The following is a 25,541-nucleotide window of genomic DNA, read 5'->3' on the forward strand; positions in this document are numbered from 1 at the left end:
GATCAATCATGCGTACCGTCTTCAGCATCATGATCGACGCCGTCGCCTACGGGATGGTGCTGTTCATCATTTCCATCGGCCTGTCCATCATGATGGGGCTGATGCGCGTCGTGAACCTCGCCCATGGCGCTTTCGCCATGATTGGCGGCTATCTGGCCTCCTATGCGATCCGCGACCTGCATGTGCATTACAGCGTCGCGATCCTGATGGCAGTGGTCGGCACCATCATCGTGTCGATCCCGTTCGAGATTCTGTTGTATCGTCGAATCTACCGGAAGTCCGATCCGCTGATTCAGGTGCTGATGACCATCGGGATCACGTTCTTCATCATCGGCATCGTCAATTTCATCTTCGGCCCGTCGCTGAAATCGATTCCGCTGCCACAGACCCTCAGTGGTCCGCTCGATATCGGTTTCCGCATGCTGCCGACCCATCGCATCTTTGTCATCGCCTGCGGCGTGGTTACGGCGCTGGCGCTGTGGCTTCTGATCGAGAAGACGGAGTTCGGAATCAAGCTACGCGCCTCGGTCGATCATAGTGGTATGGCGGACGCCTTGGGCATCCGCACCGAAATCATCTATGCGGTGACCTTCGCGCTGGCGATCGGGCTCGGCGCATTCGGTGGCGTGGTCGGCGCGGAGATCCTGCCGATCGAACCGTTCTATGCCCTGCGCTATATGGTGACGTTCCTCGTCGTCGTCTCTGTCGGCGGCGCAGGCTCGATCCTTGGCGCTCTGTCGGCGTCGCTCCTGCTCGGCCTCGCCGACACCACCGGCAAATATCTCGCGCCGGAGTTCGGCGACTTCTTCTTCTATCTGTCGGTGATCGTCGTCGTGTTCCTGTTTCCGCATGGCCTATTTGGCAGGTCGCACGCATGAGCGAGATCGTCGCGACCCAGGTTCCGCACAAGCGCAGCATTCCCTTCGGTCAGGAGGCGGCAGGTGCGCTGAGTATCATCGTGCTCGGTGCCATCGGCTACTTCCTGTATCCGGACGATCTGGCGTTCCTGACGCGGCTGATCGGCATCGCATTCCTGGTGCTGTCGCTCGATCTGGTCACCGGCTATTGCGGCGTCGCCACGCTCGGCCATGCCGCGCAATTCGGCGTCGGCGCCTATGCCGCCGGCATTGCTTGCGTGCGTGGCATCACCGATCCCATTGCGTTGCTGGCGATCGGCGTGTTTGCGGGTACCATCATGGGGCTGATCTCCGGCGCGCTGATCACGCGGTTTCGCGGACTGCCGCAACTGGTGCTGTCGATTGCTGTGGGGCAATTGGTCGCCGCACTTGCCAACAAGCTGTCGTGGCTGACCGGCGGCAGCGATGGCCTGTCAGGCATTACACCGGGCAAGGTGTTCGGCATCTTCAATTTCGACATGTACAGCCGCACGGCATTTTTGTTCTCACTGGGCGTGCTGGTCATTGTGTTCGTGCTGCTGCAGCGTTTCGTGCGCTCACCGTTTGGTCTGATGTGCCGCGGCATGAAGGACGACGATCTGCGCGCCAAGATGATCGGCGTCTCGATCTATCCGCGCCTTGTCGTGATGTATGGCGTCGCTGGTGCCGTTGCCGGGATCGGTGGAGCGCTGACGGCGATCAGCACCGGCGTCGTCGGTCTCGATAGCGTCAGCTTCGAGCGCTCGGCGGAAGTACTGGTCATGCTGGTGCTTGGCGGTGCAGGGCATCTGTGGGGCGCGCTGGCGGGGACGATCATCTTCATGATCTTCGAGCATATCGTGGCCGCCGCCAATCCGTTCCACTGGATGACGCTGGTCGGCCTGCTGCTGATCCTGATTGTGGTGTTCGCGCCGCGCGGGCTGATCGAACCGGTGTTGTCGCTGGCCTCCCGCTTCAAGCGCAAGGGAGAGGCGGCATGACCAATCTCCTCGAAGCCCGTGGCGTGTCGTGCTCGTTCGGCGGTCTGCATGTGACGCGCGACGTCAATTTCAAATTGACTGCCGGTGACCGCGTAGCGCTTATCGGTCCGAACGGCGCTGGCAAGACCACGCTGGTCAATCTGATCACCGGCGACATCGCGCCGAGCGAAGGCCAATTCTTCATGGGCGGCGACGAGATCACCGGTCTCAGCATTCCGGATCGCGTGCGTCGCGGTCTGGTGCGCACGTTCCAGACCACGCGGCTGTTTGCCAATCTCACCGTCGCCGACAATGTCGCGCTGGCGATCATGCAGCGCAAGCGGATCACACGCCGGTTTTTCTCGTCATCGACGGAACTGCCGGAGGTGCGTGCGGAGTGGAGCGAGATTCTTAGCCATCTAGGTCTCGACAGGCTGGCCTATCGCAAGGTGGTCGAGCTCGCTTACGGCCAGCAGCGCCTGATCGAGCTCGCCATCGGCCTCGCGCTGCATCCGAAGGTGCTCCTGCTCGACGAGCCCGCCGCCGGCGTGCCGCATGACGAGGCGCCCAAAATCCTTGAGGCGATCAATCGGCTGCCACCTGATATCGCCGTGTTGATGATCGAGCACGACATGGATCTGGTGTTCAAGTTTGCCAGGCGCGTACTGGTGCTGGCGGCCGGGCGGTTGATCTTCGAGGGATCACCTGATCAGGTCACCGCCGATCACGAAGTGCGCCGCGCGTATTTGGGGAGCTATGCCGATGCCCGCCGCGCCACTTGATATCCAGAACCTGAGCGCCGGCTACGGCCCGACGCGGATCATCGAGGGCATTTCGTTCTCGGTGAAAGCAGGTGATCGTCTCGCCGTGCTCGGCCGCAACGGCATGGGCAAGACCACGCTGCTGGCGACGCTGATGGGCCTGACGACTCGTCACGGCGGCGAGATCAGGATCGGCGACCAGGACGTCACGGCCAAGCGGACCTCGGCGCGCGCGGATCTCGGGATCGGCTATGTGCCGCAGACCCGCGACATTTTCGCCTCGCTGACGGTGGAGGAGAATCTGCGCACCGGGCTGAAGGGGCGGTCGACGTCGGCGCTCGATGAAGCCTATGCGATGTTTCCGCGGCTGCGCGAACGCCGCGGCAATTACGGCAAGCAGCTGTCAGGCGGCGAGCAGCAGATGCTGTCGATGGCCCGGACACTGCTGGGCAAGCCGTCGATCCTGTTGCTGGACGAGCCGCTGGAAGGCCTCGCGCCCGTGATCTGCGACGAGCTGATGGCATTGCTGGCGAAGCTGGCCGCCACCAGTGAAGTCACCATCATTCTGGTCGAGCAGCAAATCGAGCGCGCGCTGGATTTCGCGAGCAGCGTCATGGTGATGGAGCGTGGCCGCAACAGCTGGAGCGGTACGCCGGATGTGCTGACTGCCGACCGCGCGCTGGTCGATCGGCTGGTCGGCGTCGGCATTCACTAGACCCCGGATTGGCGCGCCGCCCGGCGCGTCAGGCCCGAAAGATCGTGATCCCCAATACCAGCAGCACGATGCAGATCACCAGGAAGATATAAAAAAGCACGCGCGCGACGTCCGCCGTGGCGGCGGAAATGCCGGTGAAGCCGAACAGGCCGGCGGCGATGGAAATCAGAAAGAAGATCAGCGCCCATTTCAGAAGGCTCATCGGGGAACTCCGGTTGCAGCAATTCCGGAACGCCGCGCTGCGAGATTTGGTTCCGGCTCGCAACCAAAGCTGCCGCACCTACCTAGCTCGCTAATGCGGCACCGGTCCGGGGGAGGCGTAACAGCCTACTAATTAGGCAGCGCAAAGGTATTGGTTAGCATTTTAAACCCGCCCTTAACCAAAACATCCCTAATGAATGGATAGTAGACCTGCTCCCCGCAGTGGATTTGTGGTTCGGGGGACAAAGGGTTCAGTATGCGTGTCGCGGTCGGTCATGGGTGGTTGCGCTGGGTGAGCACCGTTACGGCGCAGGGATGTGCGGTGCCAGCGCCCCGTAGTAAAGTCTGACGCGCATGTTCACCAAACGCGCCATCGTTACGAATACGGAAGCCGCCGATGGCGCGGCGGGCGAGAGTCCGCTGCTCAGGGTTTGGCGCAATCGTAGCCTGTTCGGCGCGGTGTTTCTCGGCGTGATGATCCTGACAGTCATTGCGCTGGTTGTGCTGCCCGTGCGCTATCTCGCCACAGGTTCGGTGATCGTCGCCGAGCAGGAGCCCAGCAACAGCAACGCCTCGGCCGCCTGGGCGCAGAAGATCGGCGATCCCGCCGACGTCGAGAGCCAGCTGCTGATTGCGCGCTCGCCGCGGGTGATGCGGCTCGCCATGCAGCAGCCGGGCGTCACGGAAGCCGCGATTGAAGAGTGTCAGAGCAGGAGCAGCAGCTCCAGCTGCGAAAAGATGAAGACCGATACGGCGGCGCTGATCGACTATGTGTCGGGAAATTTCGCTATCGGTGCTGTCGGACGTTCGCGCGTCATCAATATCTCCTACACTTCGTCGATCCCCGAAGTCGCGCAGAAGATGGCGAATGCGTTGACCAATGCGTTTCTCGACGAGCAGCGGACATCGGGTGCGAGCAGCCGCGAGGTTGCCGCGTCATATCTTTGGAAGGAAGCCAAGCAGCTGGATGCAGAGTTGCGCGATGCCGATGCCAAGATCCAGGCATTTCGCCGCAACAAGGGCCTGATGCGCGGATCGCTGGCGCCGATCAGCTCGGAGCGGCTGAGCAGTATCAGCCAGCAGCTGTCGACCGCCGAGACCGCGCGTGCCGATGCGCTCGCCCGCCTGCAGGAAATCAAGACCAATCAGGCGCGCGCTGCCGACTCGCCGTCTGTGCTGTCGAACCGTTCGATCGCCGATCTCAAGCAGCAGCTCACGGTTGTCACTGCGCAGCTCGCCAGCCAGGCCAATGTACTGGGGCCGCGGCATCCGTCGCTGCGTGCGCTGGAGCAGGAGCAGTCCGCGATCAAGGAGCGTATGGCCACGGAAGTGGCGAGCATTGCCGCCAGCGCGCAGAAGGCGTTCGACGCCAATGATGCCCTCGTGAACGCGCTCAAAAAGCAGATGGATGCCGTGAAGGCTGAAGTCGGCTCGGCGACATCGGACGAGGCCTCGATCGAGAGCATGGTGCGCAGCACCGAGATCAAGCGCCAGCAATATGCCGATCTCTACAAGCGCGCCAGCGAACTCGAAACCGAGCGGCGCGTGCTGATTGGCAATACACGGCTGGTCAGCCTTGCCGAACTGCCGACCAAGCCGTTTTTCCCGAAGAAAATTCCGTTCCTGGCCGCTGGCGGCACGCTCGGCCTGCTGCTCGCATTCGTCGCAGCCTTCTTCGGCGATCGCGTCAATCTTGCGGGTCTGTCCCGGCTGCGGACGGCAACCATTCGCCCCGCGCGCGCAGCCACGCCTGCTGCCGCTGCGCCTGCCGCCGTAGCTGCACCTGTCGCAGTCGCTGCACCAGTCGCTCCGGCCGCTGTTCAGGCGACTGCCCCCGTGACGCCGCGTCCCGGACCGCCACTGCCGACGTCGTCATCGGAATTGGCCGTCGTCACCGGCGCGCCCGTTCTGGCACGATTGCCGACCGTCAAGCGCGATCCATCGGAATCGCCGATCGGTGCGATCCTCACGGCGCAGTCCGGCGCCTCGCTGTCGCGTGCGCTGCCGCTCGCGCTGCAGGATCGGCACTATCAGGATGCACTCCGCGATCTGGCGACGGGCCTGCTGACGTCGAATGACACCAGGACACGCCGCAAGATTCTGGTCGCGTCGCCGACGACGGCCGAGGGCAAAACGTTTCTGACCCTGACCCTGGCGCAATATCTCGCAACGGCTGGCCGCAGTGTGCTGGTGATCGAATGCGATTTCGGCGCGCCGAAGTTCGAAACAGCCTTGGGCTTACGCAGCAGCATGGGGTTGCAGGGAATTCTGCGCGGCGACATCACGCCGCGCGAAGCGGTGGCCCGCACCGCGACTCCCAATCTCGACGTCATTCCGGCCGGGCCGTTCTCGGCATCCGCCGAACTGCTGATGCGTAAGCCGCTCGGTGATCTCCTGCTCTGGAGCCAGATCTACGACGTCGTCCTGATCGACGCGCCGTCGCCGGGCATCCAGACCGATCTGGGCGTGCTGGCCAGGCAGGTCGATGGTGTGCTGCTCTGCATGCGTTCCGGCCGCTCCTCGATCGGGCAGGCAGTGGCGACATCCAGCGCGATCCGTGTCGCGGGCGGCAGCGTCTTCGGCATTGCCGTCACCATGATGCCGGACGCCAATACGCCGAGCGGCACAGACCGGGTTTCGAATAATGCCTATGCCGGAGCGACGTGATGCCCGCTCCCAGCGTTCTGTTCGTCTGCCATACGGGCTCGATCTCCGGCGCTGAGCTCGTTCTGATCGATCTTGTTCAGCCATGGGCGGGCGAGGCGGCCTTCCTGTTCGAGGATGGCCCGCTGCATCAGGCGCTTGCAGCCAAGGGCCTGAAGGTGCGTGTGTCGCGCTGGGGCGAGGGGCTCTCGGATGTCAGGCGCGATAGCTCAATCCTGAAAGCCTTTCCGCTGATTGGTCGGCTCGGGGCCATCATTGCCGAATTGACGCGCGAAGCGCGCCGTCATGACGTCATCTATGCGAATTCGCAGAAGGCCTTTGTGTTATCGGCCGTCGCCGCCACGCTGGCGCGGCGTCCGCTGATCTGGCACCTGCACGATATCATCAGCAGTGAGCATTTCGGCGCCACGCAGCGCCGCGTGCAGGTGGCGCTGGCGAATTATTGTACGGCAAAGGTGGTCGTTCCTTCGCAAGCTGCTGCAGATGCCTTCATTGCCCAAGGCGGCCGCAAGGAGCTGGTCGCGATCGTGCCCAACGGTCTTGATGTGCCGCCGGACGCCAGCACGCCGCTCGAGATCAGGCGCGAGTTGAAATTACCCGAAGGGCCGCTCGTCGGCGTCTTCAGCCGCCTCGCGGCGTGGAAGGGGCAGCATATCGTGTTGCAGGCTCTGGCAAAGACGCCGGGCGTCAGCTGTATTATTGCAGGGGCTGCGCTGTTTGGCGAAGAGCCTTATGCCGAGAAGCTCAACCGGATGGTGGCGGATCTCGGTCTCGGCGATCGCGTGCATTTCCTTGGCCAGCGCAACGACGTGCCGCGGCTGATGCGCGCCGTCGATGCGATGATCCATCCCTCGATCGATCCCGAACCGTTTGGCCGAACGCTGGTCGAAGCCATGCTCGCCGATGTGCCTGTGATTGCGACGGATGCCGGTGCGGCGTCTGATATTCTCGAAGCCGGCAAGGCCGGGACGCTGGTGCCGCCAGGGGACGCCGATGCGCTGGCCGCCGCTATTACCAAGGTCATGTCGCGCCCGCCTGAACTGGCGGGCCAGTTGCACTACGCCGAAGCGCGGGCTCGGTCGCATTACAGCGTCGATCAGATGCTGCAGACGGTTTCAAACCTGATCGGGCGAGCGGCCGCGGGAGCGCCCGTGTGACCGCGCATCGCTGCTCAGTTTGCAATTTGAGTTCCTGGACGGCCCCTGATCGGGCCGTAGCGGCGCGCTTATGAGCGGCGCCCGGCATTCGACGCGCAAGTTTACGGCGATTCTCATCAGCGGTGCGCTGACCAGCAAGCTGCTGGGCTTCGGCCGCGAGATCTTGATGGCGCAAGTGCTCGGCGCCTCGCTGGTCGCCGACGGCTTTCGTGGCGCGATCACGGCGGTGATGCTGCCGCTGGCCTTCCTGCAGAACGAAACTGTGCCCGCCGTGATGATCCCGATGCACCGGGATGCGCTGAAGGACGGCAACGGACCTCAGCGCCTCGGTGCCATGACGGTGGCGATCACCGGCATCGCCATGATCCTGATGGTTGGGTTACAGGCGCTCGGCGAGCGGGCTGTGGACGCGCTGGTCGGCGGCTTTTCGGCGGAGGGGCGTAGCCTCACTCTCGACTTCATTCGCATCATGGCGCTGGGCATGCCGGCCTCGGCGATGATCAACGTGCTGGCTGCAGGCGAAATCGCGCTCGGTCGGACCCGCTTGACGAATATCCGCGCCAGCATCCTGAACGTCGCCGTGCTGATGGGCATTGCCCTCGTTGCTGTGTCCGGCAACTTTCATACACTGGCCTGGTCGTTCTCGGCTGCCTTCAACGCGCTCGGCGCCTGGGGGCTCTACACGATGTGGCGCGAGGGCGTGCTCAGCTTCAAGGGCCTGTCGCTGTCATCAGTGCTGGCGTCAGGCCGCGAATTCTTTCGTCGGCTGCGACCGCTGCTCGCGCTACCGGTCGCCGAACAGGCCAATGTCTGGATCGAACGCCTGCTGGCATCGCGGGTCGGGACCGGTGCAGTGGCCTCGCTGGACTATGCACGCACGCTGACCGAAAGCGCGTTGCTGCTGATCAGCCAGCCGGTCGGGCTGGCGGTGTTGTCCAGCCACCCGCCGAAGGACGTCGGCGCGCAGATCGAAGGGATCGCTCGGCCTATTCTCGCACTCGCGGTGCCGGCATCGGTCTTTCTCGCCATGTTCGCGCCGGAGATCGTGCGGCTGGTTTTTCTGCGCGGCGCCTTCAACGAGCAGGCGCTGTTCCTGACCAGTCAGGCCTTGCGCGGCATCGCGCTTGGCCTATGGGCTGCGACGCTTGGCTGGATCCTGATCCGCATCCTCAATGGCGCAGGCCGGAATTTTGCGGCCGCTGCCATCATCGTCACTGCCTATCTGGTTAATATCGTAGTTAACCTTCTCACCTCATACCTGCCCACGGCGCATGAATGGGGCACCTTGTTGCTTGGACTGGGCGAAGCCGCCCGTGGTATCGTTCTTCTGGCTGGCGTCATGATCGTCCTGGGGTCCCGGCGTAAGCTGCTCTACCTGATGTTTCTCGCGTGTTTCCCGGCAGCGCTGATGGCACTCTTCAGCTGGCAAATTCACGAGGTTCTGACGGGCCCGTGGCAGCGGCTTTTCGCCGGTGGCTTCGCCTATCTGGTCTGCCTCGCGCTGTCTGTCGCGATGCTGATGCCGGGCGTCTACATTGCGGCATTTGCGCGCGTCCGGGGGCGCTTATGATTTTGATATGTGTTTTTGTATTAGAGAGTGCCTTGATCGTCTGAGGACTTTTCGATGAAGCACCTGTTATCCAGCGCCGCCCGACGCATGGCGTCTTCCGAAGCGCTGGTTCGCCCGATCAGCATGGCTGCCGATATGTTCATGGGCACGCGTGGTTGCCTAATGACCTTTCATCGCGGCGCCTCCGCTCGGGCCTGGGAAAAACTGCCGAACCGCGATTTCTATCTCGATACGAATTTTCTCGATCAGTTCCTGTCGCATCTGAAGCAACGCGGCTGGGATGTCGTGACGATGGAAGAAGCGATCCAGCGCTCGAAGGCCAGAAAGTCCAACGATCGCTTCGTCAACTTCTCTGTCGATGATTGCTATCGCGATACCTATGAGGAGATCGTGCCGCTGTTTCGCCGTCACAACGTGTCGGTGACGTTATTTGTCACGACGGGCATTCCTGACGGCACGCTTCCGCTATGGGCCGCAGGTTTGGAAGATACATTGCTCAACAACGACCGGGTCATTCTCGAAGATGGTGCGATCGACGTGCCGACGTCTGACGCCAAGCGTGCGGCGTTCCATCGTGTTGCAGAGCGTTGGGACGGTCCGCAGGCTGCGGCTTCTTACAAGAAGTTTTGCGAGCTCAATGGTGTCGACATCGACGTGATGCACTGGAAGCATGCGATCACCTGGGAGATGCTCGAAGAGTTGCGCGACGATCCGTTGGTGGAGATCGGCGGCCACACCGTGACGCATGCCCGTATTTCGTCGTTGTCGCCGGATGGGGCACGCTTCGAACTCAAGGGTAGCCGTGACCGGTTGGTCGAGCGCCTTGGCATTCCCGCCAGGCATTTCGCATTTCCCTATGGACGTTCGGGCGATTGCGGTCCGCGCGATTTCGCGATCGCGCGCGATGCCGGTTATGCGAGTGCAGCGACAACGCGCAAGGGCCTCGTGCGCAACGGCCAGGATGCCTACAACCTGCCACGCTGCACGATCAACGGCGCGGATCGCAGTCTCGCGACCATGGAGCTCCATCTGTCTGGCCTGACGGGTGTGGCCGCGAGGATGACGGGGCGTGTCTAGCAGTCGTCGTCTCAAGGTCCTCTCAATTGCACATTCCGCCGTCAGCCGCGATGCGGGGCGTCTGCGATACTATCCACTCGTCGGGCGCGATGACGTCGATATGCATCTCGTCGTTCCGGCTACGTGGTATCAGTTCGGCCGTACGATTATTGCGGATCCATCCGACGATCCCGGAATGACCGTGCATGTGATGCCGATCCGCTTGCCGCGCGCCGGCCCGATGAGCTGGTATCTGCATTTTTATCCGGGCTTGCGGCGTCTCATCCGTGAGGTCGATCCCGATGTAATCCATCTCTGGGAAGAGCCGTGGAGCGTCGTCGCGATGCAGGCGCGCATCCTGAAGGGCCGGGCCGCGATGGTCCTGGAAGTCGATCAGAACATCCTGAAGCGCTTGCCACCACCGTTCGAATTCATCCGCAAGGTCGTGTTGCGGAACACGGATCATATCCTCTCGCGCAGTCCGGAGGCGACAGCAGTCGTCCGCGCGCGCGGTTATACCGGGCCGACGTCGCCGATTGGCTATGGCGTCGATCTTGCGACCTTCAATCAGACCGGCGAGCGCCAGGCGCCGATTGCGCCCGGGCGGGGACTACGCATTGGCTATGTCGGGCGTCTCGTCGAGGAGAAGGGTCTCGACGACGCGCTCGACGCCATGAAGCGCGCCACGGCGAATGTGACATTGGCGATCATGGGCGAAGGTCCGCATGAGCCTGCGTTGAAACTGCGCGTCAACGAACTGGGACTGACCGATCGTGTCACATTCCGGGGCTGGGGCAAACCGGCCGATGTCGCGTCATTCCTGAGCGGTCTCGATGCAATGATCTTGCTGACACGCACCACCAGCGCCGTGCGTGAGCAGTTCGGCCGGGTGATCGTCGAGTCGCAGGCTTGCGGCGTGCCGGTGATCGGTTCGACGGGCGGCGCTATTCCCGATGTTGTCGGCAAGGGCGGCTGGACTATTCCCGAACGGGATCCCGATGCACTGGCGACACTGCTGGATCGGCTTGCTGCCCACCCGCAGCAGTTGCTGGACCGCGGCGCGGCCGCGCGCGACAACGTGCTGACGCGTTTTACTTACGAGGTGGTGGCGAATGCGCTGGTGTCGGCCTGCCAGCAGGCCGCCGATGCAAAGCGGGGGGCTGATCGGCCGCGCCCTTGAAGCAGGCGCTTGCGATCAGGCGCCGACCGCCATAGCGCCCGGCGCAAATTCGTTCTTCGACGCCTGCACCTGCTCCAGCAGCTCGATGTAGCGCGAACCGACATAATCCCAGCCGTAATTCAGTGCCGTGGCATGCGCGCCTTCGCACAGCCGGGCCAGTGTCGCCGGATCGGAGAAAGCCATCGCGATCTTGTCGGCGATGTCTGCGCCGTCCATCTTGATCTGATAGCCGTTTACGCCATCGACGAGATAATCCTCGATGCCGCCAACCGGCGTTGCAAAAACCGGCGTCGAGCAGGCCATGGCTTCCATGCAGACCAGCGAGAAAGTTTCATAGGCAGTCGGCAGTACAAAGGCGTCGGCCGCAGCGTAGAGGGCCGGCATATCGGTACGCGATCCCGTAAAGACCAGCCGATCGGCGGAGGTCGTCGCCAGTTTGCGATAGGGCGCGGGATTATCCGAGCCCACCACAAGCATCCAGACATCCGGGCCGAGGCGTTCGAGCGCGCCGATGGCATGTGCCAGACCCTTGCGGCGGAATTCATGACCGGCGAACAGAAGCAGCTTTGCGTCCACCGGGATGCCGAATTCCTGACGGATCCTGAGACCGGCCGCGGTGTCGCGGGCGAAGCGATTGAGGTCGATGCCGTTGGGGATCACGCGGATGCGCGACGCTGGCACCTTGTAGATCTGTTGCAGTTCAGTTGCGACGCGCGGCGAGACCGCGACATACATGCGATAGCGCAGGCCGCCGATCATCCAGCGATCACGCAGGGCCACCCACAGATGCATGGGATTCAGCATCCATGACCAGGAGCCGGCGTTGCGCTTTTCGGCAAGGCTCTGCGCGTTGACCGCGTGCACGACCAACACGTCGCCCGTCAGGCTGTCGCCGTGGCTGATGATGACGGCCTTGGGATGATGATAGGCGGCGCGCGTCGCCAGTAATGTGAAGGTGGGAACGACAAAAGCGCGACCAAGATAGCGCAGGATGCCGCGCGTCTTGATGTGCGAAAGCCAGGCGCCGACGCGCTCGATGCGCGTACCTGGCGTTGCCTTGTCGCCGACGGCGCTGGCGAGAACTGTGTTGGCGATTTTGGCGCGACTGAATGCGCATGCGAGTTCGCTGGCCACGCTTTCAACGCCGCCGACCGAACTCAACTCCTGGACGATCTGGACGATCTCGATGGTCATGGGCCGACACTATGAAAACGGGTGAACGCCAATACCGTAGGTGCGCTGATAAGTCGCAATTTCATCAATATCCTGCTTTCGCAGGCTTTTGTCACCAGCACAACGTCTAAGATTTGACCTTCGCGATAAGGGATATCAGCGGAAACACTCGGACACAGTCGAGCAAATGCAGCCCTGCCGCGCCAAGTAGTATTCCGCTCCACCTGGAGTCGGTAATTGGCGCCGTCGCATGCGTCTTATGGGTGCGATCCTACGTCGACGACGATCTCGTAGGCACCTTTCACCAGCGCTTTGGGCCGAATAGTGAACGGCGTCTTGAAGTGACATCTGAAACAGAGCGCGGAAATGGATATTGTGACCCCACTTCAATATTGAGTCATGCTTAACGCGCGCTGTTTCAAATTGATCACGCGGGTTTCAAAGAGACACAGCACTGATCGAGCGTGGGACAGTTACGGCCAGGCTGCATAGGACGGACCGTGCTGACTTGGATCGAGCCGTGCGCGACGCCGATAGGCGCCTGGCGACGCATTCTGATACTTGCGGAAGAAGCGATTGAAATAGCCGGGATCGCGGAAGCCGAGGCCATAGCCGATCTGCTCGACTGGCAGATCGAGCTGTCGCAACCGCATGCAGGCTTCGTGGATCAGGCGCTGATGCACGATGGCGCGCGGGCTGTAGCCCTTCTCGCGCTTGCAGTGCGCATGCAGCTTGTCGTCAGTGACGCCGAGTGCGGCCGCATAGCGTGCGATGGGCCAGCCGTCGCGATAATGCAGTTCGACCATCTGTAGGAAATTGCCGACGAGGCGCGGGCCGTCGCCGCGCTGTGCAGCATCGTCGGGGGCTTCCTCCGAAATCACCGATCGCCAGATGTGGAGGCACAGCAACAACACATGCGTCGATGTCATCGTCGCGCTGCCGCGGCCCGGCGTATTCAACTCACGCACCAGCGTGCTGCAGGATTCCGTGATGGCCGCAAAAGTCGTCGCGAGTTGCGCGCCTTCGCGCAGGACCAGCCGGTCGATGGTTCGCCGCAGATGCAGCGCCTCGGCACTGCCGGCGACGGTGCGGGTGAGGACATCGTCCGACACTGAAATCAGATAGCCTTGCGCGCCGGCTTCGACCTCCAATGTGCCTTCGTGATCGCCTGGAAGCCACAACAGGCCGGCGGACTGAATGGCAACCGTGGTGCCGCGCATGGTGGCGGTGCCGCGCCGGGTTTCGATCACCAGCAGGTGCGAGCGCCTGGCAACCGACTGCCGGATGATCCAGCTGCGCGGCGCCAGTCCGGGTGCGAATCTTTCCGCATGCAATGCCGGAAGCGGCTTCTCCCCAAAGCCGGTGGGACCCGAAACGATGTGTGCGGTCTCAAGCACTGGGACAATCCGTCGCGTGAAATAGCTCGCCTACACGGATCAATACAATCTTTCCCCGGATGCGTCCAATTCCCAGCCCCAAACGCTGGACTAGTCTCCGGCCATCGAACGCCACAAGGCGTCGGTGAAAAGAATTCGGGGAGGATAACATGGTGTCAGCAGTCAAGCGCCTTGCGGCGGGACTACTCGCAGTGGCCGGTGCGGCGTCCGTCGGGTGGGACGGTGCAGCGGAGGCCCAGACGTCGGTCAAGATCGGTTATGCCATCTCGCGCACCGGCCCCGCCGCCGGCGGCGCCGCGGTGACGACGATTCCGAACTACGAGCTGTGGGTCAAAGAGGTGAACGCCGCCGGCGGGCTCAAGCTCGGCGACAAGCGCGTCCCAATCGAGGTCGTCCAGTATGACGACCGGTCGAGCGCCGAAGAAGCCGCCAAGGCGCTGGAGCGGCTGATCACCCAGGACAAGGTCGATTTCATCCTGCCGCCCTGGGGCACCGGCCTGAATCTCGCGGTCGGCCCGATCCTGAACAAGGCCGGCTATCCGCACATTGCATCGACGGCCGTGACCGACCGTGCGCCCGAACTGGCGAAGCGCTGGCCCAACAGTTTCTGGCTGCTCGGCACCAGCGCGGACGCCGCGAAGACCCTGGTCGAGCTGCTGGTGAAGCTGCGCACCGAAGGCAAGATCGGCGACACCGTGGCGATGGCCAGCATCGCCGACGGCTTCGGCATCGATCTCTCTGGTGCCGCCAGACCAGCTCTTACAGCCGCCAAGTTCAAGCTCGCCTATGACAAGACCTATCCGGTCGGCACCCAGGATCTCAGCCCGATCATCAATGAGGTGAAGGCGCTGAACCCCGACGTGTTCATCGCCTTCAGCTATCCGCCGGACACGATCGCCATCACCGAACAGTCACGCATCTCCGGTTTCAATCCGAAGATCTTCTACACCGGTGTCGGCACGGCATTTCCGCTGTTCAAGCAGAAATTCAGCGCCAACGCGGAAGGCGTGATGGGCATCGGCGGCTGGAATGGCGACAGCCCGGCCATCAAGGACTATCTGGCGCGGCACAAGGCGTCGGCGGCGAATGGCGCGGAGCCGGATCGCTGGGCCAGTGCGGTCACCTATGCCGGCCTGCAGATGCTGCAGCAGGCGATCGAGCGGGTTGGCAAGGTCGATCGCGCTGCGGTCATCAAGGACCTGCAGAGCGGCACCTTCGACACCGTGATCGGCAAGGTGAAGCTCGAGAACAACATGCCGACCAAATACTGGTGGGTCGGGCAGTGGCAGGACGGCGAGTTCTACGGCGTCGGCCCGTCGGGTAACGAGGGCGCGCGTGCGCCGGTCGTGCCGAAGCCGGCATGGAAGGCGCAGTGATCGCGTCCCTCCCGTATCTGGTCTGACAGAATGACAAACGCGGTTCTCACCGGCCTCGTGCTGGGTGGCATGTACGCGCTGATCGCCATGGGGCTCACCCTGCAATATGGCGTGGCGCGGATCATGAACCTGTCCTATGGCGAGTTCCTGATCGGCGCGGCCTTTGCGTCCTACTGGCTGTTTACCGGCTGGGCGCTCAATCCGCTCGCAGGACTGGCATTTGTCATTCCGGTCAGTTTCGGCATCAGCTATCTCTTGTACCGCGTGTTGCTCACGCCGCTGGTGCGCCGCGCGCGCACCCGCGACGCCCTTGAGGTCGACAGCATTCTCGCCACCTTCGGCATGATGTTCATCGTGCAGGGCATCATGCTGACCATGTTCGGTGGTGCTTACTTCAGCTATTCGTTCCTCGCCATTCCTGTGAAGATCGTCGGCGAGGTGCTGGCACTCAATCGCCTGATTGCATTCGGGCTTGCGGTCGTGGTCGGCCTTGCGCTCTATCTGACGCTGACCCGCACACGGATCGGGACGTCCATCCGCGCCGTAGCCGTCGATCCCATCGCAGCGCAGCTTGTTGCCATCGATGTCACCAGGACATCGGCGCTGGCCTTTGCGCTCGGCGGCGCGCTGGTGGCGTCTGCCGGCGTGCTGATCAGCATGTTCCTGACCTTCAGCGCCACTTCCGGCGTGGTGTTCACCATGAAGGCGCTGATCGTGGTCGTGATGGGCGGCGTCGGCAATTTGCTGGGCTGTCTCGTCGCCGGACTGGCGCTAGGATTGAGCGAAGCGCTGGTGGCGACCTTCATCGATCCCGGCCTGACGCTTGCGGTGAATTTCGCGCTGTTCCTCGGTGTGCTGCTGGTGAAGCCGGCCGGCATTTTCGGGAGGGCGCAGCGATGAGCCGTACCCAAATGACGACTGGCGCGATCTGCCTCGCAGCCGTGGTTGCGCTCGCATTCGTCCCGATGATTGTCGATGCCTATCACCTCGCGCTCGCGATCAGTCTCCTGCAATTCACGGTGCTGGCGACGGCTTGGGGCATGTTCTCCGGCCCGACGCGCTATGTGTCGCTGGCGACCACAGCCTTCTTCGGCGTTGGTGCATACACGGTCGCTGTTCTCGGCGAACAATTGCCGTGGTCGCTGGTGCTGCTGATTGCGGCCGTGATCGGCGCGGTCATGGCCGTCATTGTCGGCTTGTCGACGCTGCGGCTGAGCGGCGTGCATTTCGTCATCTTCACCTTCGGTCTCGCCGAACTCGTGCGCCAGATCGTGGTCTGGTACGAGGTCAACAAGACCCGCGTGCTCGGGCGTTACGTCTTTGTCGATATCACCCAGAACGACATCTACTGGCAGCTGCTGGCGCTTGCCGTCATCGTGTTCGGCTCCGGCTGGCTGATCGCCCGCTCGCGCTTCGGCTTCGCACTGCGCATCATCGGCGAAGACGAGACTGTAGCACGGCATTGCGGCATCAATGTCACCATCGCCAAGGTTGCGCTGTTCACCATCACGGCCACCTTCATGACGCTGGTCGGTGCGATCATGGCGCCGCGCTTCACCTATATCGAGCCGTCGATCGCCTTCAACGCGACCATTTCGTTCGAAGTGGTGATCATGGCACTGCTCGGCGGCGCGCATCGGTTATGGGGCCCAGCGCTCGGCGCCATTCCGCTGACGCTGTTGTTCGACTTTCTGTCCGCGCGCTTTCCCAGCACATCGACCCTGATCATGGGCGTGGTGTTCCTGCTGATCGTCTATGCGCTGCCGTCGGGTGTCGTCGGCCTCTGGGAGAAGCTCAAAGCCTGGCGACCCTCAGCCTCGAACGTGCGGGGAGCACAGGCATGACAGCCAGTGCAATGCCGGTGCTTCGCATCGAAGGCCTGACCCGCGCCTTTGGCGGTCTCGTCGCCGTCAACGGAATCGACCTGACGGTGCATGCCGGCGAGATCGTCGGGCTGCTCGGTCCCAACGGCTCCGGCAAGACCACGGCGCTCAACCTGATCTCCGGCGTGCTGTCGCCGAATACGGGCGTGATCGCTTTTGCTGGCCATGACATCGCGGGATGGCCGACCCATCGCATCGCGCGACTCGGTTTGGCGCGTACGTTCCAACTGGTGCGCGTGCTCGACGGCATGACCTGCGGGGAGAATGTGGAGGCCGGGCTGGCCTTTCATCATGCGCCGCTTGCACGCGACGCGATGGCTGCGGCTGCGGCCGGCCTGCTCGCGCGGGTCGGTCTCGCCGGATTTGGCGGACGGCCCGCATCGGAGCTCACTTATATCGACCGCAAGCGGCTTGAACTGGCACGCGCGCTGGCGCTGCAGCCGCGCCTGCTGCTGCTCGACGAATGGCTCGCCGGTCTGAACCCGTCCGAATTGCTGATCGGGATCGAGCTGATCCGATCGCTCAAACAGGAGGGGCTGTCGATCCTGCTGGTCGAGCATGTGATGGATGCGATCCGTTCGCTCTGCGATCGTTGCGTGGTGATGAGCAGTGGCCGCAAGATTGCAGAAGGGCCTGTAGCTGCTGTGCTGAGCGACCCCGCGGTGATCGAAGCCTATCTGGGAGTGCCGGCGGATGCTTGAGGTCTCCAATATCAGCGTCACCTATGGCCAGCATCACGCGCTGAGCGATGCGGCGCTCCATGTCGAGCGCGGCGAGATCATTGTCATTCTCGGCGCCAATGGCGCGGGCAAGTCATCGTTGCTCAAAGCCATCGCCGGCTTGCTGCCGTCACCAGCCAAGATCGTCAAACTCGCCGGTCGTGATCTGTCCCGTCTGCCGCCTCATGAGATCGTGGAAGCCGGGCTTGCGCTGGTGCCGGAAGGTCGCGGCGTGTTCGGCGAATTGACAGTGGCCGAAAACCTGTTGCTCGGCGCCAACCCGAAGCGTGCGCGGGCGGTCGAGGCAGCGCAGCGTGCCAAGGTGATGACGCTGTTTCCGCGGCTTGGCGAACGCTTGGCGCAGACCGTGCGCACCATGAGCGGTGGCGAGCAGCAGATGGTAGCAATCGGTCGTGCGCTGATGTCGAACCCCGACATTCTTCTGCTCGACGAACCGTCGCTCGGTCTGTCGCCGTTGCTGGTGCGGGAATTGTTCGCCGCCTTGCGTAAGGTGCGCGAGACCGGCGTCGGCCTGTTGCTGGTCGAACAGAACGCACGCGAGAGTCTGGCTATCGCCGATCGCGGCTATCTGATCGAGAACGGCAAGATCACCGGCAGCGGCACCGCCGCAGCCCTGCAATCCGACGACGCCGTGCGCCGCGCCTATCTCGGCGGGCTCGCCAGCGGCGCGGCTTGAAATTCAAAGAAACATCCAACGGAGGACATCATCATGAACCAGATCAATCTGCTGCTCGAGAACCAGGATGTGCAGGCCATCGACGGCGCGACATTCGATCGTCTCAATCCGATGACCGGCGATATCGCCTCGCGCGCCGCGGCAGCCCAAATCGCCGATGCCAAGCGCGCTGCCGATGCTGCCGCCGCTGCTTTCCCTGCGTGGTCGGCGACCGGCCCGGGCGCACGCCGCGCCGTCCTGCTCAAGGCGGCCGATATCCTTGCCAGCAAGGCGCCTGATTTCATTGCCTTGATGGCGTCGGAAACCGGCGCGACTGCCGGCTGGGCCGGCTTCAATGTTCATCTCGCCTCCAACATGCTGCGCGAAGCGGCATCGATGACGACGCAGATTTCCGGCGAGGTCATTCCATCGGACAAGCCCGGCTGCATCTCGATGGCGATCCGCCAGCCCGCGGGCGTCGTGCTCAGCATCGCGCCGTGGAATGCGCCGGTCATTCTGGGCGTGCGGGCTGTGGCGTTGCCGCTGGCCTGCGGCAATACGGTAATCCTGAAGGCATCGGAAATCTGCCCGGGCACACATCGGTTGATCGGCGAGTGCCTGCGCGAGGCCGGTCTGCCGCCTGGCGTACTTAATGTGATCACCAACGCGCCGGAAGATGCGCCCGCGCTGATCGATGCACTGATCTCGCATCCCGCCGTGCGCCGGATCAACTTTACCGGTTCGACCCGTGTCGGCCGCATCATCGCAGAGACCGCCGCCAAATATCTCAAGCCAGTGCTGCTTGAACTCGGCGGCAAGGCGCCGCTGGTGGTGCTCGACGATGCTGATCTCGATGCAGCAGTGGCGGCCGCGGCCTTTGGAGCATTCATGAACCAGGGGCAGATCTGCATGTCCACCGAGCGGCTTGTTGTCGATCAGAAGATCGCGGACACCTTCGTGGCTAAGCTCGCGGCCAAGGCGGGTAGCCTAGTCGCCGGCGATCCGCGCAAGGGCGATACACCGCTCGGTTCACTGATCGGCAAGGATGCTGCGGATCGCATGCAGGCGCTGATCAAGGACGCCGTGGGCAAGGGTGCCCGTGTTGTGGCGGGGGGCAGCGTCGATGGCACGCTGATGTCGGCGACAGTACTCGATCACGTTACCTCGACGATGCGGATCTACAATGAGGAGTCATTCGGGCCGATCGTGAGTGTCGTGCGCGTCGATGGCGTGGACGAAGCCGTGCGCGTTGCCAACGATACCGAATACGGACTATCGGCGGCGGTATTCGGCCGCGATATCGCCCGGGCGCTGGAAGTCGCCAAGCGGATCGAGTCCGGCATTTGCCACATTAACGGCGCGACCGTGCATGACGAGGCGCAGATGCCGTTCGGCGGGGTGAAGGCGTCGGGCTACGGTCGGTTCGGCGGCAAGGCCGGCATTGCCGAATTCACCGAACTGCGCTGGATCACCATCGAGACCGGCCCGCAGCACTATCCGATCTGATCGTGTCCGTTACACGCGGCCGTCAGAAGCTGACGGCAGCGTAGGCCTTGCTGATATCTGCAGCTGCGTGCTGCAGATGCTCGCGCAACCTGATCTGGCTGGCTTTCGGCGTGCGGAATGCCGGCGTCACGAAAGAGATTGCGGCGATCACGCCACCGGAATCGCGGACGGGAACGGAGACGGCATAAACATGCGGTGTGATTTCCGCGCGCGACTCCGACCATCCCTGCTCGCGGATCACGGCGAGCTCGCGCACCAGCAGCCTGCGATGGGGTGCGAAGCCGGGATCGCGCCGAACGGCGTCGTCGAGGATTGTCTCGCATTCAGCTTCGGGCATATGCGCGAGCAGCATTTTCGGTCCGGCACCGCGGTGCAGCGGCAAGGCCGTTCCAACCTCGAAGGTCAGGCGAATGCGTGACGACGATTCGGCGCGCTCGATACACACGGCGCGATCGGCCGAGCGGCGCAGCAGGATGATGGTTTCTCCGACCTCCTGAGAGACGCGCTTCATGAAGGGGCGCGCAATGGAGGCAAGGTCGGTGCCGGCGCGGGCCGCCTGAGCCAGGCCGATGACGCGTGGCGCGAGCACGAACGAGCCGCGGCCGTCTTCGTCGATGAGGTCGGCTTCGCGCAAGATGCCAATGTACCGATAGGTCGACGACAGTGGCACCCCGATCTGTTCAGACAGGCTTTCTGCGGAATGCCTCGGACGATCGGTGGAGAAGGCCAGCAAGGCGCGAAGTATCTTTCGCGAACTGCCATCCGCAGCAGCAGGACGGTCCGTCTGGTCGACGCGTTTCGACGCAGTTGCGGCTCTCTTGATGGCCAACGGAACCTCCATTCGGTAATGCTTGCCAATGGAAACGGCAGCATGTGGATATCATTTGCGCACCAACAAACATTGCCGTGCGCGTGCCTTCTTATAAGATAAGATAGTGTTCTCAGCAATTGAGAAGTAGCAAATCAGCCCATGAAGCTTCCGCCGCTGGACTATATTTGCCCTGCTACGCTGCCCGAGGCGATCGCCGCGCTCGCGGTTCATGGCGGCAATGCCAAGGTGATCGCGGGTGGGCAGAGCCTGATGCCGATGCTTGCTTTCCGGCTGGCGGCGCCAAGCGTGCTGGTCGATATCGGACGGCTGCCAGATCTCAAAAGTATCAGTATTTCCGCTGAGGGCATCGACATTGGGGCCCTCGTGACCTGGCGGGATATCGAGCGCGATGCGCAGCTCGCACAGGCGCATCCGCTACTGGCGGCGGCCATCGCCCATGTCGCGCATTACCAGGTCCGTAACCGCGGCACCGTCGGCGGGAGCATGGCCCATGCCGATCCGGCCGCCGAAATGCCGGGCATTGCGGTGACCTGCGATGCGATGCTGACGATCGTCGGATCGACCGGGACCCGCATCTTGAGCGCAAACGAGTTCCTCACCGGCGGCCTCAGCACGGTTCTGGGGGCCGACGAAATCTTGACCAGCATACGTCTGCCGCTCTGGAAGAAGGCGCGGCGCTGGGCCTTCGAGGAACTCGCACGCCGCCGCGGAGATTTTGCGCTGGCGGGTGTTGCCGCATTCTACGACATCGACGCGCAGGGCCTGGCGCATAATGCGCATATCGGGGTGATCGGCGTTGCCGATCGTCCGATGCGGCTGCCCGGTGTCGAGGCCATCCTCGATGGTCGTCGGATCGATGCCGACGTGATTTTGCAGGCCGCGGCTGTCGCACGGGATGCGGTCGATCCCGCCGATGATATCCACGCGGAAGCCGCCTATCGCCGCGATCTTCTCGGCGTGTTGCTGGAGCGGGCGCTGGCGCGCGCAGCCAATATCACTCTGCCGGAGGCCGCATGACGTCGGCCCGTCCCGTCCATTTCACCGTCAACGGTGCCGCGGCGACCGTCACAGTCGAACCTCGCACCACGCTGGCGGATGCGCTGCGCAACGAGCTCCGCCTGACCGGCACGCATCTGGGTTGCGAGCACGGTGTCTGCGGTGCCTGCACGGTCATCGTCGATGGCGCCGCAGTGCGCGGCTGCCTGGTGCTGGCGGCGCAGGCAGAAGGACGCGAGATAACCACCGTCGAGGGTCTTGGCAGCGCCGCACATCTCAGTGCGTTGCAGCTTGCGTTCCGCAAGCATCACGCTTTGCAGTGCGGCTTCTGCACTGCCGGTATTCTCACGACGGCGCATGCATTGCTGACCGAAGAGCCGCATGCGGACGAGGACCGCATCCGCGAGGTGATTTCCGGAAACCTATGTCGCTGCACCGGTTATCTGCCGATCATCGCGGCGATCATGGAAGCCCGTATTGCCTATCGCGACGTGCAATGCGAGGCGGCGCAATGAGCGATGTCGCCAAGCTCCTGGTCGGTAGCGCAGTCGAGCGCATGGAGGATGCGCGCTTCCTGTCGGGATCCGGCAATTTCGCTGACGATCTCGCCGTCGAGGGCATGCTGCATGCGGCGATCCTGCGCAGCCCGATCGCGCATGCGCGGATTGTCGCCATCGATGCATCGGCGGCACTAGCGATGCCGGGCATTCATGCCGTGATCACGGCTCGCGACATCAGCGACACCATCCCCATCATCCCGCTGCGCCTGGCGCCGCTGCCCGAATTCGAGCCATTCCGCCAGCCCGTCATCGCAAGCGACAAGGTGCGCTATGTCGGTGAGCCCATCGCTGTCGTGATCGCCGACAGCCGCGCACTGGCCGAGGATGCGCTGGAGAGGATCGGCATCGAATTTGAAGCGCTGTCCGCAGTCACTGAGCGCGGCGCAAGTGAAACCCCGCTGTTCGACTTCGCCGAAGATAACGTTGCGCTGCGCTACGATGCCGGGTTTGGCGATGCCGATGCGGCCTTCGCGTCGGCGGACTATGTGCGCACCGAGCGCTTCAGCGTGCAGCGCCATACGGCGCTGCCCATGGAGACGCGGGGCCTCCTCGCAGAATGGAATTCATCGGCCGGTCGGCTCGTCGTCACAGGCGCGACAAAGGTTACGTTCTATAACCGCCGCGCGCTGGCGCAGATGCTGGGCCTTCGCGAGGATGATATCGATCTGATCGAGATCGATGTCGGTGGCGGCTTCGGCGTGCGCGGCGAATTCTATCCCGAGGATTTCCTGATCCCCTTCGCTGCCCGCAAAGTGGCACGCCCGGTCAAATGGATCGAGGATCGCCGCGAACATCTGATGGCGATCAATCACTCACGCGACATCGCTTGCGAATTGTCGCTCGCCTGCCGCAGCGACGGAATGATGCTGGGTTTGCGCGGCCAGGTATTCGCCGATATGGGCGCCTATATCCGCACCAATGGCGGCGTGGTGCCGGCCAAGGCGGCACAGTTTCTGCCCGGCCCTTACCGCATTCCCCATGTCAGCGTCTCTGTCGAAGCTTTCATGACCAGCAAGACGCCGGTCGGCACCTATCGCGGGCCGGGCCGCTTCGAGGCGAATTTCTTTCGCGAGCGGCTGATCGACATGGCCGCGACCGATCTCGGCATCGACATCGCCGAATTCCGGCGCAAGAACCTGATCACCGAACAGGAATTGCCCTACCCGATCGATGGGCTCGTACCCTATGAAGGTCCGACATCCTACGACACTGGCGACTATGTCGAGGTGTTCGAGCGTGCCTTGAAGGAGATAGGCTGGCACGAGAAACGTCATCTGCAGGGCAAACTGGTGGATGGCGTACGTCATGGCATCGGGCTCGGCTGTTTCGTCGAAAGCGGCGGTGCCGGCCCGAAGGAAAACGCGGCGCTTACCCTTGAAAAGGACGGCTCGCTGACGGTGGCCGTCGGCTCATCTGTGCTGGGGCAGGGATTGGAGACGGTGCTCGGCCAGATCGCATCGGATACGCTGTCGATCCCGTTCGATCGCATCCGCGTGCTTCATGGTTCGACCACGCTGCTGGATGAGGGCTTCGGCACCTATCATTCGCGTGCGGTGGTGATGGGCGGTTCGGCCGTGCTCGACGCGGCGATCCGGCTGCGCGAAAAGATTCTACAGCAGGCGTCCAATCACCTGGGCAGGCCGAACAGCGAGTTGAAGATCATCAATGCGAACGTCGTCGCCGATAACGGCGCGTCAGTGTCATTTGCGGCGCTCGCAGCCGGTTGCGAATTGCAGGCTGACGGCACATTTTCCAACGAGGTGCGCACCTATAGTTACGGCACCCACGCGGCGCATGTCACCGTCGATCCGCGCACGGGCGCGGTGAAAGTTCTCGATTACATCGCGGTCGAAGATGTCGGTCGCGCCATCAATCCGGCCATCGTGCACGGACAGGCGATCGGCGCCATCGTGCAGGGACTGGGTGGCGTTTTCCTCGATCATCTGATCTATGACGATCAGGGACAGCTCTTGAACGCCTCTCTGGCCGATTATCTGGTGCCGACCGCGAGCGACTTTCCGGTGCTGCGCGCGGTAACGCTGGAATTGCGGCCGTCGCCGAGCAATCCGCTGGGTGCCAAGGGTGCGGGCGAGGGCGGTATCGTTGCCGTGGCCGCAGCGACGGCCAATGCGGTGGCGGCAGCGCTGGCGCCGCTCAATGTCGAGATTCATCACTTGCCGCTGACGCCGCCGCGTCTGTGGCGCCTCATCAAGAATGCGCATGCGCGCGCAATCACCGCTGCATAGGGACTGATCGTGCCGATCGATATCCATGCCCATTACGTGCCGCCGCAGCTGCTGTCCGCCATCGATGGCCGCGGCGCCTATTGCGGCGTGAGGCTGCTGCCAGCCGGGAATGGCAAGCCGCCAGCCCTCGGCTTTGACTATGGTTTCAGGGTTCGGCCGTTCTTCCCGCAACTGGTCGAGCCGGTTGAACAACGCCGTGCCAGCCTCGACCGCCAGGGTCTCGACCGGCAACTGGTTGCCACATGGCCGGATATTTACGGTTACGGCCTTCAAAAAGATGCCTGCGCGCATTGGCACCGCATGCTCAACGATACGCTGGGCGAGTGGTGCCATACGAACAGCGACCGCTTTTCATTCGTCGCTTCGGTGCCTTTGGTCGATGCTGCCGACGCTGCGGCTGAACTCGATCGCGCCGTTGGCCTTGGCGCTGTTGCGGTCATGGTCCCGGCCAATGTTGAAGGCGTCAATATCGGCGAGAAGCCGCTCGATCCGTTCTGGGCTAAGGCGGAAGCGTTGGGACTGCCGGTCATCCTTCATCCCGTTCTGGTGGATGCTGCGCCGCGTGCCGCGAAGTTCGCGCTGACGCAGATTGCGCAATATACGTTCGACACCACGCTCGGCATTGGTTCGATCATCTTCTCGGGTGTGCTCGATCGCTTCCCGGCGCTCTCGATCGTCCTCAGCCATGGCGGCGGCACATTTCCTTATCTGCTGGGTCGTTTCGATGTGATGCATGCGCGGATGGATCGCGCGGGGCAGGGCGATGTCGCGCAATGCGACCCGTCGGTCTACGCATCGCGCATCGGCTATGACAGCATCGTGCATGCGCCGAAAGCGTTGCGTTTCCTCGCCGATACCGTGGGTATCGAACGTGTAGCGCTCGGTACTGACGAGTCCTTCCCGCCGGCGGATCGCGATCCTCTCGCCAGCGTCAAGGCTGCGGGCTTTTCCGCTACCGATATCGAACTGATTACCGAAACCAATCCGAGGCGTCTGTTTCCACGTTTGCCCTGAGCTG

At 63.0% G+C, this 25,541-nt stretch carries 23 protein-coding genes; 19 read left to right on the forward strand and 4 right to left on the reverse strand.

All coding sequences use genetic code 11. From position 1 onward, the window contains the following. Positions 1–8: 8 nt before the first annotated feature. The 4 genes from HP556_RS20600 to HP556_RS20615 are packed head-to-tail and all read left to right on the forward strand — an operon-like array spanning position 9 to position 3,331. Complete coding sequence (locus HP556_RS20600) at positions 9–878, forward strand: branched-chain amino acid ABC transporter permease (protein WP_175368352.1); 870 nt, start codon at positions 9–11, stop codon at positions 876–878. Beyond that, positions 875–1,876 carry a branched-chain amino acid ABC transporter permease gene (locus HP556_RS20605; protein ID WP_175368353.1) on the forward strand — a complete coding sequence of 334 codons (1,002 nt, stop codon included), beginning with the start codon at positions 875–877 and terminating at the stop codon, positions 1,874–1,876. The genes HP556_RS20600 and HP556_RS20605 overlap by 4 nt, the downstream gene beginning before the upstream one ends. Further along, complete coding sequence (locus HP556_RS20610) at positions 1,873–2,637, forward strand: ABC transporter ATP-binding protein (protein WP_089265353.1); 765 nt, start codon at positions 1,873–1,875, stop codon at positions 2,635–2,637. Before HP556_RS20605 ends, HP556_RS20610 begins: the two co-directional genes overlap by 4 nt. Further along, the gene (locus HP556_RS20615) at positions 2,618–3,331 is read left to right on the forward strand and encodes an ABC transporter ATP-binding protein (RefSeq protein ID WP_175368354.1); all 714 of its coding nucleotides are present in this window, start codon (positions 2,618–2,620) and stop codon (positions 3,329–3,331) included. Before HP556_RS20610 ends, HP556_RS20615 begins: the two co-directional genes overlap by 20 nt. A gap of 28 nt (positions 3,332–3,359) precedes the next feature. On the opposite strand, the gene HP556_RS20620 is transcribed toward HP556_RS20615, so the two are convergent. Further along, positions 3,360–3,533 (reverse strand): DUF1328 domain-containing protein, encoded by a 174-nt coding sequence (locus HP556_RS20620; RefSeq protein WP_175368355.1) that lies wholly within the window; start codon positions 3,531–3,533, stop codon positions 3,360–3,362. 353 nt (positions 3,534–3,886) lie between these two features. On the opposite strand from HP556_RS20620, the gene HP556_RS20625 reads away from it, so the two are divergent. From HP556_RS20625 to HP556_RS20645, 5 genes are all read left to right on the forward strand, one after another. Beyond that, complete coding sequence (locus tag HP556_RS20625) at positions 3,887–6,199, forward strand: GumC family protein (protein WP_175368356.1); 2,313 nt, start codon at positions 3,887–3,889, stop codon at positions 6,197–6,199. Beyond that, positions 6,199–7,353, forward strand: a complete 1,155-nt coding sequence (locus tag HP556_RS20630) for a glycosyltransferase family 4 protein (protein ID WP_175368357.1) — start codon at positions 6,199–6,201, stop codon at positions 7,351–7,353. Before HP556_RS20625 ends, HP556_RS20630 begins: the two co-directional genes overlap by 1 nt. A 70-nt stretch (positions 7,354–7,423) precedes the next feature. Then, positions 7,424–8,923 (forward strand): lipid II flippase MurJ, encoded by a 1,500-nt coding sequence (locus HP556_RS20635; protein WP_175368358.1) that lies wholly within the window; start codon positions 7,424–7,426, stop codon positions 8,921–8,923. A gap of 54 nt (positions 8,924–8,977) precedes the next feature. After that, the gene (locus tag HP556_RS20640) at positions 8,978–10,000 is read left to right on the forward strand and encodes a polysaccharide deacetylase family protein (RefSeq protein ID WP_175368359.1); all 1,023 of its coding nucleotides are present in this window, start codon (positions 8,978–8,980) and stop codon (positions 9,998–10,000) included. Next, a complete protein-coding gene (locus HP556_RS20645; RefSeq protein WP_175368360.1) occupies positions 9,993–11,159 on the forward strand; it encodes a glycosyltransferase family 4 protein in 1,167 nt (388 codons plus the stop codon). The genes HP556_RS20640 and HP556_RS20645 overlap by 8 nt, the downstream gene beginning before the upstream one ends. Before the next feature lie 15 nt (positions 11,160–11,174). On the opposite strand, the gene HP556_RS20650 is transcribed toward HP556_RS20645, so the two are convergent. Then, on the reverse strand, positions 11,175–12,353 hold the full coding sequence (locus HP556_RS20650) for a glycosyltransferase family 4 protein (RefSeq protein WP_175368361.1): 1,179 nt from the start codon (positions 12,351–12,353) through the stop codon (positions 11,175–11,177). A 452-nt stretch (positions 12,354–12,805) separates the two neighbouring features. Next, the gene (locus HP556_RS30505) at positions 12,806–13,729 is read right to left on the reverse strand and encodes a helix-turn-helix transcriptional regulator (RefSeq protein WP_175368362.1); all 924 of its coding nucleotides are present in this window, start codon (positions 13,727–13,729) and stop codon (positions 12,806–12,808) included. Between the two features lie 149 nt (positions 13,730–13,878). Here HP556_RS30505 and HP556_RS20660 point away from each other — a divergent pair, with 149 nt between their 5' ends. The 6 genes from HP556_RS20660 to HP556_RS20685 are packed head-to-tail and all read left to right on the forward strand — an operon-like array spanning position 13,879 to position 19,889. Then, a complete protein-coding gene (locus HP556_RS20660; RefSeq protein ID WP_175368363.1) occupies positions 13,879–15,105 on the forward strand; it encodes an amino acid ABC transporter substrate-binding protein in 1,227 nt (408 codons plus the stop codon). A gap of 30 nt (positions 15,106–15,135) precedes the next feature. Then, positions 15,136–16,005, forward strand: a complete 870-nt coding sequence (locus tag HP556_RS20665) for a branched-chain amino acid ABC transporter permease (RefSeq protein ID WP_092144790.1) — start codon at positions 15,136–15,138, stop codon at positions 16,003–16,005. Next, a complete protein-coding gene (locus HP556_RS20670) occupies positions 16,002–16,949 on the forward strand; it encodes a branched-chain amino acid ABC transporter permease (RefSeq protein ID WP_120291626.1) in 948 nt (315 codons plus the stop codon). Before HP556_RS20665 ends, HP556_RS20670 begins: the two co-directional genes overlap by 4 nt. Next, on the forward strand, positions 16,946–17,689 hold the full coding sequence (locus HP556_RS20675) for an ABC transporter ATP-binding protein (protein WP_120291624.1): 744 nt from the start codon (positions 16,946–16,948) through the stop codon (positions 17,687–17,689). Before HP556_RS20670 ends, HP556_RS20675 begins: the two co-directional genes overlap by 4 nt. Continuing rightward, a complete protein-coding gene (locus HP556_RS20680) occupies positions 17,682–18,404 on the forward strand; it encodes an ABC transporter ATP-binding protein (RefSeq protein ID WP_120291622.1) in 723 nt (240 codons plus the stop codon). The genes HP556_RS20675 and HP556_RS20680 overlap by 8 nt, the downstream gene beginning before the upstream one ends. A 33-nt stretch (positions 18,405–18,437) precedes the next feature. Continuing rightward, positions 18,438–19,889 carry an aldehyde dehydrogenase gene (locus HP556_RS20685; protein WP_175368364.1) on the forward strand — a complete coding sequence of 484 codons (1,452 nt, stop codon included), beginning with the start codon at positions 18,438–18,440 and terminating at the stop codon, positions 19,887–19,889. Positions 19,890–19,911: 22 nt separating this feature from the next. Here HP556_RS20685 and HP556_RS20690 read toward each other — a convergent pair whose 3' ends face one another. After that, positions 19,912–20,718, reverse strand: coding sequence for an IclR family transcriptional regulator (locus HP556_RS20690; RefSeq protein WP_170849559.1), 807 nt, complete (start codon positions 20,716–20,718; stop codon positions 19,912–19,914). A gap of 141 nt (positions 20,719–20,859) precedes the next feature. Between HP556_RS20690 and HP556_RS20695 the strand changes: the two genes are divergently transcribed. From HP556_RS20695 to HP556_RS20710, 4 genes are read left to right on the forward strand one after another with little or no spacing between them, the layout of a single operon-like run. Beyond that, the gene (locus HP556_RS20695) at positions 20,860–21,738 is read left to right on the forward strand and encodes an FAD binding domain-containing protein (protein WP_175368365.1); all 879 of its coding nucleotides are present in this window, start codon (positions 20,860–20,862) and stop codon (positions 21,736–21,738) included. Then, complete coding sequence (locus HP556_RS20700) at positions 21,735–22,232, forward strand: (2Fe-2S)-binding protein (RefSeq protein ID WP_175368366.1); 498 nt, start codon at positions 21,735–21,737, stop codon at positions 22,230–22,232. Before HP556_RS20695 ends, HP556_RS20700 begins: the two co-directional genes overlap by 4 nt. After that, positions 22,229–24,523, forward strand: coding sequence for a xanthine dehydrogenase family protein molybdopterin-binding subunit (locus tag HP556_RS20705; RefSeq protein ID WP_175368367.1), 2,295 nt, complete (start codon positions 22,229–22,231; stop codon positions 24,521–24,523). The genes HP556_RS20700 and HP556_RS20705 overlap by 4 nt, the downstream gene beginning before the upstream one ends. Before the next feature lie 9 nt (positions 24,524–24,532). Beyond that, complete coding sequence (locus tag HP556_RS20710; protein ID WP_175368368.1) at positions 24,533–25,537, forward strand: amidohydrolase family protein; 1,005 nt, start codon at positions 24,533–24,535, stop codon at positions 25,535–25,537. Positions 25,538–25,541 lie beyond the last annotated feature (4 nt).

The sequence above is a fragment of the Tardiphaga robiniae genome, assembly GCF_013359755.1.
In the GTDB taxonomy this organism is placed as follows: Bacteria; Pseudomonadota; Alphaproteobacteria; order Rhizobiales; family Xanthobacteraceae; genus Tardiphaga; species Tardiphaga robiniae.

What these genes read in the sequence shown, in the direction of transcription:
- HP556_RS20600 (WP_175368352.1), top strand. Translation starts at nt 9, where the DNA reads ATGCGTACCGTCTTCAGCATCATGATCGACGCCGTCGCCTACGGGATG.
- HP556_RS20605 (WP_175368353.1), top strand. Translation starts at nt 875, where the DNA reads ATGAGCGAGATCGTCGCGACCCAGGTTCCGCACAAGCGCAGCATTCCC.
- HP556_RS20610 (WP_089265353.1), top strand. Translation starts at nt 1,873, where the DNA reads ATGACCAATCTCCTCGAAGCCCGTGGCGTGTCGTGCTCGTTCGGCGGT.
- HP556_RS20615 (WP_175368354.1), top strand. Translation starts at nt 2,618, where the DNA reads ATGCCCGCCGCGCCACTTGATATCCAGAACCTGAGCGCCGGCTACGGC.
- HP556_RS20620 (WP_175368355.1), bottom strand. Translation starts at nt 3,533, where the DNA reads ATGAGCCTTCTGAAATGGGCGCTGATCTTCTTTCTGATTTCCATCGCC.
- HP556_RS20625 (WP_175368356.1), top strand. Translation starts at nt 3,887, where the DNA reads ATGTTCACCAAACGCGCCATCGTTACGAATACGGAAGCCGCCGATGGC.
- HP556_RS20630 (WP_175368357.1), top strand. Translation starts at nt 6,199, where the DNA reads ATGCCCGCTCCCAGCGTTCTGTTCGTCTGCCATACGGGCTCGATCTCC.
- HP556_RS20635 (WP_175368358.1), top strand. Translation starts at nt 7,424, where the DNA reads ATGAGCGGCGCCCGGCATTCGACGCGCAAGTTTACGGCGATTCTCATC.
- HP556_RS20640 (WP_175368359.1), top strand. Translation starts at nt 8,978, where the DNA reads ATGAAGCACCTGTTATCCAGCGCCGCCCGACGCATGGCGTCTTCCGAA.
- HP556_RS20650 (WP_175368361.1), bottom strand. Translation starts at nt 12,353, where the DNA reads ATGACCATCGAGATCGTCCAGATCGTCCAGGAGTTGAGTTCGGTCGGC.
- HP556_RS20660 (WP_175368363.1), top strand. Translation starts at nt 13,879, where the DNA reads ATGGTGTCAGCAGTCAAGCGCCTTGCGGCGGGACTACTCGCAGTGGCC.
- HP556_RS20665 (WP_092144790.1), top strand. Translation starts at nt 15,136, where the DNA reads ATGACAAACGCGGTTCTCACCGGCCTCGTGCTGGGTGGCATGTACGCG.
- HP556_RS20670 (WP_120291626.1), top strand. Translation starts at nt 16,002, where the DNA reads ATGAGCCGTACCCAAATGACGACTGGCGCGATCTGCCTCGCAGCCGTG.
- HP556_RS20675 (WP_120291624.1), top strand. Translation starts at nt 16,946, where the DNA reads ATGACAGCCAGTGCAATGCCGGTGCTTCGCATCGAAGGCCTGACCCGC.
- HP556_RS20680 (WP_120291622.1), top strand. Translation starts at nt 17,682, where the DNA reads ATGCTTGAGGTCTCCAATATCAGCGTCACCTATGGCCAGCATCACGCG.
- HP556_RS20685 (WP_175368364.1), top strand. Translation starts at nt 18,438, where the DNA reads ATGAACCAGATCAATCTGCTGCTCGAGAACCAGGATGTGCAGGCCATC.
- HP556_RS20695 (WP_175368365.1), top strand. Translation starts at nt 20,860, where the DNA reads ATGAAGCTTCCGCCGCTGGACTATATTTGCCCTGCTACGCTGCCCGAG.
- HP556_RS20700 (WP_175368366.1), top strand. Translation starts at nt 21,735, where the DNA reads ATGACGTCGGCCCGTCCCGTCCATTTCACCGTCAACGGTGCCGCGGCG.
- HP556_RS20705 (WP_175368367.1), top strand. Translation starts at nt 22,229, where the DNA reads ATGAGCGATGTCGCCAAGCTCCTGGTCGGTAGCGCAGTCGAGCGCATG.